The sequence below is a fragment of the Bradyrhizobium genomosp. I (2014) genome (assembly GCF_000261685.1).
Lineage (GTDB): Bacteria > Pseudomonadota > Alphaproteobacteria > Rhizobiales > Xanthobacteraceae > Bradyrhizobium.
Genome location: NZ_AJQE01000032.1, coordinates 16,737 through 27,591 on the forward strand (window position 1 = coordinate 16,737; position 10,855 = coordinate 27,591).

At 66.2% G+C, this 10,855-nt stretch carries 6 protein-coding genes; 3 read left to right on the forward strand and 3 right to left on the reverse strand.

From position 1 onward, the window contains the following. Positions 1-21: 21 nt before the first annotated feature. The 3 genes from IC50_RS03390 to IC50_RS03400 all read right to left on the reverse strand — a co-directional run bounded on the left by IC50_RS03390 (position 22) and on the right by IC50_RS03400 (position 6,667). Entirely contained in the window at positions 22-2,607 is a 2,586-nt protein-coding gene (locus IC50_RS03390; RefSeq protein ID WP_035700413.1) for an EAL domain-containing protein, read from the reverse strand. A 158-nt stretch (positions 2,608-2,765) separates the two neighbouring features. Then, positions 2,766-4,061 carry an MFS transporter gene (locus IC50_RS03395; RefSeq protein WP_035700415.1) on the reverse strand — a complete coding sequence of 432 codons (1,296 nt, stop codon included), beginning with the start codon at positions 4,059-4,061 and terminating at the stop codon, positions 2,766-2,768. 215 nt (positions 4,062-4,276) lie between these two features. Further along, positions 4,277-6,667 (reverse strand): bifunctional diguanylate cyclase/phosphodiesterase, encoded by a 2,391-nt coding sequence (locus IC50_RS03400; protein WP_035700437.1) that lies wholly within the window; start codon positions 6,665-6,667, stop codon positions 4,277-4,279. 324 nt (positions 6,668-6,991) lie between these two features. On the opposite strand from IC50_RS03400, the gene IC50_RS03405 reads away from it, so the two are divergent. From IC50_RS03405 to IC50_RS03415, 3 genes are all read left to right on the forward strand, one after another. Continuing rightward, positions 6,992-8,158, forward strand: a complete 1,167-nt coding sequence (locus IC50_RS03405) for an ABC transporter substrate-binding protein (protein WP_035700417.1) — start codon at positions 6,992-6,994, stop codon at positions 8,156-8,158. Between the two features lie 281 nt (positions 8,159-8,439). Then, positions 8,440-9,918, forward strand: a complete 1,479-nt coding sequence (locus IC50_RS03410; RefSeq protein WP_035700420.1) for a caspase family protein — start codon at positions 8,440-8,442, stop codon at positions 9,916-9,918. Between the two features lie 485 nt (positions 9,919-10,403). After that, on the forward strand, positions 10,404-10,733 hold the full coding sequence (locus IC50_RS03415; protein WP_035700422.1) for a hypothetical protein: 330 nt from the start codon (positions 10,404-10,406) through the stop codon (positions 10,731-10,733). Positions 10,734-10,855 lie beyond the last annotated feature (122 nt).

Genomic DNA, 10,855 nt, shown 5'->3' on the forward strand with positions numbered 1-10,855 from the left:
GGAAATATCGCTCAAAGGCGCCTATGCCGACCGCTTCACCGCAACTCCACCCGCCGCCACAACATCGAGCCGCCCCAGCATCGCCCTCGCCTGCTCGGCGCAGTGCTCGATCAGCCAGCGCTCGAAGGCGACCGGAGGCAGCGCGGGTGCGTAGAGGAAGCCCTGGACGATGTCGCAGCCGAGCTCGGCCAGCGTCTTGCGCTGGCCCTCGGTTTCGACGCCCTCGGCGACCACGGTCATGCCGAGACCCTGCCCGACGCGCACCACGGCGGTGGCGATCGCGAGCGCGCCCGCGTCTTTCTCGATGTCGCGCATGAAACTGCGGTCGATCTTCAGTTCGCGGATCGGCAGATGCGCAAGCCGGCTCAGGCTGGAATAGCCGGTACCGAAATCGTCCACCGAGAGGCCGACGCCGAGCTCACGGATCGCGCTCATCGTCTCCAGCGCGGCAGCGCCGTCCTGCATGAACGCGCCTTCGGTAATTTCCAGCATCAGCGCGTTCGGTGGCAGATCGTATTCGGCCAGGATGTTCTCGAGCCGCGCCGCCAGCGCGACATTGCGGAAATTGATCGGCGACAGGTTCACCGAGACGCAGGGAATGTTGAGCCCTGCGCGGCGCCAGGTCGCCATCTGCCGGCATGCCTCGCGCACGGACCAGAGGCCGATCTGCTCGATCAGGCCGCACTCCTCCGCGAGCGGGATGAACTTTGCCGGCGAGACGTCGCCGAGCACGGCATCACGCCAGCGCGCCAGCGCTTCGACGCCGTGAATCGCGCCGTCGCAGCTGCGGATCTGCGGCTGGTAGCTGAGGCTCAGCGCACCCTCCGCGACCGCGCGGCGCAGCGCCGCGATCAGCGCCAGCCGCTGCTCGGCGAGCACGTTCATCTCGGCGCTGAAAATGCGGTGGGTCGAGCGTCCGGCCTGCTTGGCCATGTACATGGCGGCGTCCGCCTGCTGCATCAGAGTGTCGATGTCGGTGGCGTGATCGGGGTAGAGGCTGATGCCGATACTGGCGGACATCGGCATCAGCTTCGATCCGAGCCGCAACGGCCGCGCCAGCGCTTCGGTGATGTCAGCCGCGACGCGCTCTGCGCTCTCCGCGTTACGTTGCGGCAGCAGAATGACGAACTCGTCGCCGCCGAGCCGCCCCAGCATGTCCCCGGGGGCGATATGCTCGCGCAGGCGCTGCGCGAGCTGGACCAGGAGCTCGTCGCCGGCGGCGTGACCGAGCGTGTCATTGACGTCCTTGAAATGATCGACGTCGAGGAAGGCCAGTGCGACATGGTTGCCGGTCGGGCAGGCATCGATGGCCGTGGTGATCAGGTGCCGCAGCTGGGCGCGATTCGGCAGGCCGGTGAGGATGTCGTGATAAGCGAGCCGCGCGATCTCGGCGCGCGCCTCCTTGCGCTCGATTGCGAAGGCGCCGAGATTGACGCAGGCTTCGACGATACGCCGGTGCCAGTTGCTCGGCGCGCGCGGTTCCCAATAGTAGAAGGCGAAGGTCGCGATGACGCGGCCGTCCTTGGCCTTGACCGGGGTGGACCAGCAGGCGCGCAGGCCGATCGCGAGCGGCATCGCCTTGTAGGGCTGCCAGCGCGGATCGGTGTCGAGATCGGTCGCCAGAACCGGTGTACCGTAGAAAGCCGCGGTGCCGCAGGAGCCGACATTGGGGCCGATCGCGATGCCGTCCAGCGCGCGGGAATAGTCTTCAGGCAAGCTGGGACCGCCGAGCGGATGGATCAGGCCTGCGGCATCGACGTGGAGCAGCGAACAGACCACGTCGGGCGCGATCTCCTCGACACGGCGGCACAGCCGGTCGGCAATCTCGCCGATCGGCACCTCGTCGGCGAGCGCGCTCATGATGAGCTGTTGAAGCGAGCGCAGCTGCCTGGTCTCGGTGATATCCTCGAGCAGCGCGAGGATGTGCTTGACCCGGCCCTTGCCGTCGCGGAAGGCATCGATCCGGGCGGAGACCCAGATCTCCTCTCCATCCTTGTCATAGACGAGCACCTCGGCCTCGCCGCGATGTCCGCCACGCAACAGGCGCCTGACGAGCTTCGCGAGGGCCTTGCGATCGGTGTGACGACCGGCAATGAGCCCGTCGGCGCTGCGACCTGCGGCCTCCTCGCTGGTATAGCCGAACAGCGCCGTGAACGCCGAATTGACGTAGACGATGTTCTGCCCCACGTCGGTGATGATCACCGCGCGGTTGGTCTGGTCGGCGACGGCGTGGAGAAGCCCGATCCTGACGCGCTGCTCCGCATCGAGAGTGACGTCGCGTGCGAACACGATGCGATGGGTCGCGCCGCCGATCGTCGTCGATGACATCGACACCAGCGCCCTGACACGGCTGCCGTCGCGCCGCACGAGGCTGATCTCCTCGTGGAAATCCGCGGTCGCGCCGGCCTCGAGACATTTGAGGGTGAGAACGGCGGCGTTGCGGCCGAGCACATCGGTGGCAGCGAGCTTCCAGATCCGCTCCGCGGCAGGGTTGAAGTGCGTAATGCGATGCGCATCATCGACGATGACGACGCCGTCCTCGGCGCGTGCGAGCGCCGCCCGCAGCACATCCGGAATTTCGGTCACAAGATAATCGGAGGCAGACATCGTCAGACCCGGAGGGAATCGGGAAGAAGCGGCAAGCGACCCGAGGCTAGCGCTCCGATGGTGTCCAAGACGTTTTTGCAGCCCCGTCGCGCCGCGCCAGGAGGCGACATGCTTAACGTTTGGCGAAAGCGCCGAAGGTATGTAAATGCATACGGAACCTATTCGGATCGCGTTTTGAGCTTGTGCTGCCGGCCGGCCACGGCCCTCACCTTCCCCGGCGATGCCCGCCAGATTGCGAGCGCCGACAATCCGCTCATGACGATCGCGATGGCAAAAGCAAGCGTGTAATCGCCGGCCCGATCGTAGAGGAAGCCGGTTACCCACGGTCCGGCCGCACCGCCCGCCAGCGCCGCCAGCATGATCGTGCCGAAGATGCTGCCCTGGTGCCTGCCCTGGAAGATCTCGAACACCACCGCGCCCATGATCGAGGTGAGGCCGTAGCCGAGCGCGCCTTGCGTGAACACCATCACGTAGACCAGCCAGAGCGACGGCTGGAATTTCAGTGCCATCAGCGCCGCAAAACAGATCGCAAAGCCCGCGCAGCTGATCGCCCAGACCCACTCCCGGCCGATGCGGTCGGAGACGTGGCCGAGCAGGATCTGGCCGGGAATGCCGAGCAGGCTGACGATACCGAGTGCCCACACCGCCACGCTGGGGCTGAAGCCGATGTCGAGCAGGAACTTGGTCTGGTGCACCTGCACCGCGTACCAGATGTAGAGGCCGCAGAAATAGCCGAGCGCGATCCACCAGAACCGCGAGGTCGCGACGGCGCGTTTCAGCGTCCATTCGGTGCCGGCCCAGACCGGATCGACAATGTTGGAGCCGGATCTTGCGGCGCCTGCGGCCGGCGCGGCATCGCCATCCGGCTGAAGGCCGATGTCCTCGGGGCGCTTGCGCAGCAACAGATTGATCGGCGCCAGCACGATCAGGACGAGCAGACCCATCGCAGTGCAGGCGGTCCGCCAGCCGGTCTGCTCGATCATGTGCTGCACCCATGGCAGCAGCGTCACCGAACCGATGCCGACGCCGGCAAAGGCGATGCCGATGGCGAAGCCGCGCTTGCGGATGAACCAGTTCGGCAGGAACAGCGACTGGCCGGAATAGCCGAGGCAGACGCTGCCGGCACCGACCATGACGCCGATGGTGACATAGAGATGCCATGGCGCGCTGGTCAGCGGTGCCAGCAGCAGGCCGCCGCCCATCAGCACGACACCGAGCTCCATCACCACGCGCGGACCGGCGCGATCCATCAGGCGGCCGATCAGCGGGCTGACCACGCCCGACACCACGAAGCCGAACGAGAAGGCGCCCGCGGTGACGCCGCGCTCCCAGCCGAACTCGGAGATGATGGGCGGAAAGAACAGTGAAAAGGCGGTGCGCGCGTTGACGCCGATGGCCATGGTGACGAAGGTCACGGCGACCACGACCCAGCCGTAGAACAACGGAAGCCGCATGTTTGTGTGTTTCATCCCTGGACGGTCCCTTCGGACCATCCGGGACTGCCCGGGTCAAGCGCTTTTCGCGCATGCCCCTCGAGCGGCAGCGCAATCGCGTACGACGTCAGAGCTTGGGCGCCGAAGCCTCCACAACGTCATGGCCGGGCTTGTCCCGGACAAGCCCGGCCATGACGACCTCTTGCAACTGTTCAGATGCCGCGAGAGCGTCGCGCTCAGGCGGCGTCGCGCCGTGAAGGTTTGACCGGCGCGTCGAACAGGATCCGCTCGATCGGCTGCGGCCGGCCGAACAGATAGCCTTGCGCAAAATTGATGCCGAGCGCCCTCAGCCGCTCGAACTCCTCGCGGGTCTCGACGCCCTCGGCCGTGACCGACATGTCCAGCCCGCGCGCCAGCGTCACGATTGCGGAGACGATGGCGGAGCTGCGCGGCTGATCCGTGAGGTTGCGGATGAACGACTTGTCGATCTTGATCTTGTCGAACGGAAACGCGGTCAGGTAGCTGAGCGACGAATAGCCGGTGCCGAAATCGTCGAGCGCGAGCTCGATCCCGATGCTCTTCAGCCGCTCCATGAAGGCGTGGTTCTCGACGGCGCGCTCCAGCAGCACGGATTCCGTGATCTCGATCTCCAGCCTCTGCGGCGGCAGGCCGGAATCGGCGAGCGCCGCGCAGATCATTTCGAACAGCTCGGCTTCCTTGAACTGGATCGGCGACAGATTGACGGCGATCATGAGATCGGAGGGCCAGCCGGCGGCGTCCGCGCAGGCGCGCCGCAGCACGAATTCGCCGAGCGGCACGATCAGCCCGGTCTCCTCCGCAAGCGAGATGAACTGGTCCGGCGGGATCAGTCCGCGCGTCGGATGCCGCCAGCGCACGAGCGCCTCGAAGCCGCGCCGTGCGCCGCTGAGGGCGTCGACGAACGGCTGATAATGCACCTCCAGCTGGCACCGTGCGATGGCGTCGCGCAGATCTCCTTCCAGCGTGTTGCGGGCCTCCAGCTCGGCCGACATCGCCTCGTCGTAGATGGTGAAGCAGTTGCGGCCCGCCGATTTCGAACGATAGAGCGCGAGATCCGCCTTCTTCAGGAGCTGCTCCTGATCGCCGCCGTGATCCGGCGCGATGGCGATGCCGATGCTGGTGCCGATCTCGGCGCGGTGTCCGGGCAACAGGAACGGCTCGCTCACGAGCTTGGCGATCCGCGCCGCCAGCTCGGTCGAGCAGGCGCGCTGGTCCTCGCCGGCTTCCTGGATGATGGCGAATTCGTCGCCGCCGAGCCGCGCCAGCACGTCGTTCGCGCGCATTGCGGATTTCAGCCGCTGCGCCACCTGGCGCAGCAGTGCATCGCCGGCTGCGTGACCGAGGGAGTCGTTGACGTTCTTGAAGCGGTCGAGGTCGAGCATCAGGATCGAGAAGGGCAGGCCCCTCATGCTCAACTGGCTGTTCATCTCGTCGAGCCGGGAGAGGAAGAAGGCGCGGTTCGGCAGTCCGGTGAGTATGTCGGTCTGGGCAAGCTCGAGCACCCGTCGGTTCGCCAGAGACAGCCGCCGCGAATTGCGGCTTGCCAGCATCAGATAGGTCGACAGCGACAGCGTCAGCAGCATGCCGACGATCAGCACCGCACCCGCGCGATCGTAAGTCGTCGCCAGCGGACCGCCGGCGGTCGGGACCGCCCGCACCTGCCAGTCTGTATCGCCGATCTTGAGACTGCCCGACCAATGCACGGCCTGCACGACGTCCCGAATCGACCGCAGCGGCGTCGCCGCCGACGAGTAATCCGGCAGCGTTTCCTCCAGGCTGACGATCCGCGCGGTGAAGGGCGGGTAGACGTTCATGCTGACCGCGGGGCTTGCCCCGGTGGTCACGCGAATGGACTGGATCAGCAGCGGCAGGTCGAAGATGCCGACCACGAAGCCGGCGAGATTGCGGCGCCGGTCCGCGATCTCCTCGCGCGACGTGCCCTTGGCATAGACGGGAATGGCGACGAGGACATCGGACAACCGGCTGCCCTCCTTCGGCTCGAACAGGCGCGTGCGGATGGCTGCGATGCGATCGTTGTCGCGCGCGCGCTCCAACACCGCCCGGCGCTCCGGAACGGTCGTGTAGTCCATGCCGTAGACCGACGAGGTCTTCGGCTGGGTCGAGTAGAACACCGGAAAATATTCATCGCTCTGCGGCGCGACGGCAAAGCCGTCGCCCTCGAGCGACTTGATGCGATAGCCGGACACGCCGTCGGTGATCGCCGCAGCCTCGTATTCGGCGCGCTCCTTGCGGTTGACGCGCGGCAGCCAGGCAATGCGCAGCATGCCGGGATGGCGCTCGAACAGCCGGGCGCTGAAGGTCTCGAATTCGCTGCGGGTGATCTCCTGATTGGTCGATTCGAACAGCGTACGCAGCGCGACCAGCCTGGAAATGTACTCGTTCATGCCGTTCTGCATGACGATCGCTTCGGTTTCGGCCGCGTTCTCGAACTCGATCCTGTTGACGCGATCTTCCCACCGCGCCACGGCGGCAGCGCCGACGACCGAGAACAGAAGGCCGATGCCGACCGCGACGAGCGCAGGGCGATAGAGACCGAGCAGCGGCGCGGCACGCCACCATCCGGTCATACGCCTCCGATCCTGATCGTTCTGATCGCGACCGCCCATCTTGATCCGCAAGTCCCCTCGGTACGGCTACCAGAACTTCTGGTTGAGCCGCCAGTGCGACTATCGGACCAGGATCGGGGTTAAGAACTGCACAATTTCGAAATCGGGGCGCTGCGCATCGCGCGGCTTAGTTAACGATTGCCCTGATAGTTGCGGCAGAGTGGCAGCAACTTGCCGGTTTTGCCCGAAGTTTTACGGATCGTCGACGCGGCGCAAATTAGCGTCCTGTTCAGGCCGCAGGACCTATCGTTTTCGCAACGCGTCCCGCATCCGGCAAGCATCCTCATGACACGATCGCCATTCGCGACCTACGTCGGCTTGACCGTCGCATTGCTGGCCGCAGCGATGCTTCCTGCCAAGAGCGACGAAGTCGGCGTCAGCGAGGACGCGATCCTGTTCGGTCAGGCGGCAGCGCTCGAGGGCCCCTCCTCCGCACTCGGCCAGCGCCTGCGGCAAGGCATCGTCGCGGCGTTCACGGAGATCAACGTCAAGGGCGGCGTCCACGGCCGCAAGCTCCAGCTGATCAGCCGCGACGACGGCTACGACCCCGACCGCTCCGTGGCGCAGACGCTGCGCCTGATCGAGGACGACAAGGTGTTCGCGCTGATCGGCGCGGTCGGCACGCCGACTGCCATCGCGACAATTCCGATCACGAGCTCCAGGAACATTCCCTTCATCGGTCCCTTCAGCGGCGCCGAGTTCCTGCGCGACCTCGAGCTTCCCAACGTCGTCAACATCCGCGCGAGTTATGGCGCGGAGGCCGAGGCCTGGATCAAACACCTCACCGAGGATCGCAAGTTCACCCGCATCGGCATCTTCTACCAGGACGATTCCTTCGGTCGCGACGGTCTCCTTGGCGTGAAGCGCGCGCTCGCCAGGCGTGGCCTCGAACTCGCCGCCGAAGGCACTTTCGAGCGCAATACCCGCGCGGTCGCCGCGGCCTTGCGGGTGATCAAGCGCGCCGAGCCCGAAGCCATCGTCATGGTCGGCACCTATGGACCCTGCGCGGAATTCATCAAGCTCGCGCATCGCGGCGGTTTTTATCCGACCTTCGTCAACATCTCCTTCGTCGGCGCCAACGCGCTCGCCGGGGAGCTTGGCCCCGACGGCGAAGGCGTCATCGTCTCGCAGGTCGTGCCGTTTCCCTGGGACCGCTCGCTCAGGCTCGTCGCCGACTACCAGGCAGCGCAGAAGGCGTTCGATCCGACGCTGACACCCGACTTCGTATCGCTGGAAGGCTATCTCTCCGGCCGCCTCGCGGCCGCGGCGCTGGAAAAGGCCGGACCGAGACCGACGCGCGCAGGCCTGCTCCGCGCCATCAACGATATCGGCCGTTTCGACATCAGCGGCAGCACCGTCACCGTCGGCGCGCGCATGATCGACACGCCGCCGCAGGTGTTCTTGACGGTGATCCAGAAGGACGGGACGTTCAAGTCGGTGGATCGGCTGTAGGGCTGCGATAGCACATGCAAATGCTGGAGATCGTCATGCCCGGGCTTGTCCCGGGCATGCCGGCGAGATCCTCCGGCGTCTTCACCGGCTTCTTCGCCAGCACGCTGCGCGAGCCGATCAATGCGTAATCCATATGGATGTCCTCGGAACGATGTCGCGCCTTTGGCAGACACCCTGCCCCATTTTGCCGCAGCCCAACGTGAGCCAGCGCACAGACGGCGTCATGGCGGCATCCTAGAAAGAGTGACATCATCGCGCGCATTGCCGATGGAGGTGACACTATGCGTCGTCGAGTCTTTTCCAATTTCCTGCTCGCATCCGGTCTTCTTGCGCTCGCGCAATTGACGACGCCGACCGATGCCGCAGCCGAAGCACGGCTTGCGCTGGTGATCGGCCAATCCGCCTATCGCACCGTGCCCGAGCTGCCCAACGCCGCCAACGACGCCAAAGGCATGACCGAGCTGCTCGGCCATGCCGGCTTCAGCGTCACCACCGCGGCCAATCTGGCACAGAACGAGATGCGCGCGGCGATCTCGGATTTCGCCGGCAAGGTCGGCGCCAGCGGCGCCGACACCGTCGCGCTGGTGTTCTATGCCGGCCATGGCCTCCAGATCGACGGCGAGAACTATCTGGTTCCCGTCGATCTCGACCCCAAGCGCGAGGCCGACATTCCGCTCCAGGGCGTGCGGCTGAACGACCTGCTCAACACGCTCGGCGCGCTGCCGACGCGGGCGCGCATCTTCATGCTCGATGCCTGCCGCAACAATCCGTTCCCGGCGCTGAGCGGCGCCGGCCACGGACTTGCGATCGTGGACACCAAGGCCGGCGCGCCCGGCTCCTTCATTTCCTATTCGACCTCGCCCGGCGCCGAAGCCGAGGACGGCAACGGCCTCGACAGCCCCTACACCACGGCGGCGCTGAGCATCGCCAAGCAGCCCAATCTGCCGATCGAGGAAGTGTTCAAGCGCATCCGCGTCGCCGTCGCGCAATCGACCGACGGCCGGCAGATCCCCTGGGAGAGTTCGTCACTGACGACCGACTTCAGATTCTTCGGCGAGAGCAGCGGCAGCACGCCCGCTCTTCCCGGCGCATCCGCGATGGCGCTCGCCAGCGGCACGCGCAGCGTCGAGGACTGGCGCAAGACCTTGCAGGGCAAGCCCGCCATGGTCGCCTATGAGCTCGTGATCACCGAGGACACCGTGGAGGCGTATCAGGCCTATATCGAGCTGTACGCACAGGATGCCCGCACGCCGCGCGTGCGCACCGTGCTGGAACGGCGGCGCCAGATGCTGGCCTGGGAGCGCGCCACCGCGATCAACACGCGTGCTTCGTTCGAGGCCTATCTGGCCAACTGGGACAACAGCGACCTGGCTGCAACCGCGCGCCGGCTACTGCTGCGCGTGCAGAACCGCAACTACGCCGTGCCCGTGGCCGCCGCGGCGACGCCCGTCGCGGTCGCGATGGCTCCCACCTGCCCGTGCACGACGCCGTCGCCGCCTGCATCGCCGGTCAATCCGAGCGTCGCGCCCGTCATCAAGAAGCGCGTCGACCAGACCCCGCCGAAGCGAAAGGTGGTCCAGACGCCGCCCAAGCGACGACCGCCGTCTGACCAGGTGATCTACGAGCGCGCGCCGCCACCGGATCGCGGCCCGCCGCCCGAAGCTGTCATGCAAGGCATCGGCGTCGGTGTTGGTATCGGCCTCGGCATGGGAATGGGCGGCCGCGGCGGAGACAATTATGGCGGCGGATACCGCAGATAGCCGAGGTGCGGCGCGCGGCGGCGCTTGAACAATAATCCAAAGCGCGATGACGCCCAATCTCATCGCGCTTTGGACGTTAGGCACCGCCGGCTCGGAACGGACCGTTTCTGTTGCTGCTGCGCGCGACGGGCTGAGTCTGCGCAGCCGTACCGAAGCGCTCCACCGCGACCGTCAGCTGCGACAGCGGCCTGATTTCGTGGCGAACCGCCAATGCGAAGACGGCTCATGCTGCACCAGTTTCGTCAGAGTGCGCGGACATCGGCACTGAACAAGTAACCGATCATCTTCCACGATCATGATCGTCCGCTTGTCCATGACGACGATCCGTCGATCAATGCGTCGGCGGCAACAAGGCGGCGCGCCGCCGTTACAAGACGTTACAAATCAAGATTCGCCCGCAATATCGCGGCAAAGAGGCGCGGCAAGAGTGTCCCCATGCGGCGCGGCCGGACTGTTGCCGGCGCGCCCTTTCGAGGGAGAAACTGATGAGACGTATCCTGGCTTCGGCCTCACTCGCAGCCGCCCTGGCCGCGGCCGGCGTATCCGAGGCAAACGCCTGGGTCCGCACCGGCACCGTCACGACCGGGCGCGGCACCTACTACGGCAGCGCCAGCGGCGGCTGCGCCGGCGGCACCTGCTCGCGCTCGATCTCCGTAACCGGGCCGAACGGAGGTACGGTCTCGCGAACCGGCAGCATCACGCGCGTCGGCCCTCATGCCTACCACTACACGCGCACCACAACCGGCCCGTACGGCAACAGCGTGACACGTCGCGGCACAGTCGTGGCCTATCCGTTCTACGGATACCGCTACTGATCCGCACGCCGCGGCCGCCGGCTGATTTCCAGCCCCCGGGTCCGGCCGGCGGCCGCAAACCTCGTTCAACCTGGAAGATGGATTCCAAATGACAAGACTGACGATCATGGCGGCGGGCGGCC

What these genes read in the sequence shown, in the direction of transcription:
- IC50_RS03405 (WP_035700417.1), top strand. Translation starts at nt 6,992, where the DNA reads ATGACACGATCGCCATTCGCGACCTACGTCGGCTTGACCGTCGCATTG.
- IC50_RS03410 (WP_035700420.1), top strand. Translation starts at nt 8,440, where the DNA reads ATGCGTCGTCGAGTCTTTTCCAATTTCCTGCTCGCATCCGGTCTTCTT.
- IC50_RS03415 (WP_035700422.1), top strand. Translation starts at nt 10,404, where the DNA reads ATGAGACGTATCCTGGCTTCGGCCTCACTCGCAGCCGCCCTGGCCGCG.
- IC50_RS03390 (WP_035700413.1), bottom strand. Translation starts at nt 2,607, where the DNA reads ATGTCTGCCTCCGATTATCTTGTGACCGAAATTCCGGATGTGCTGCGG.
- IC50_RS03395 (WP_035700415.1), bottom strand. Translation starts at nt 4,061, where the DNA reads ATGCGGCTTCCGTTGTTCTACGGCTGGGTCGTGGTCGCCGTGACCTTC.
- IC50_RS03400 (WP_035700437.1), bottom strand. Translation starts at nt 6,667, where the DNA reads ATGACCGGATGGTGGCGTGCCGCGCCGCTGCTCGGTCTCTATCGCCCT.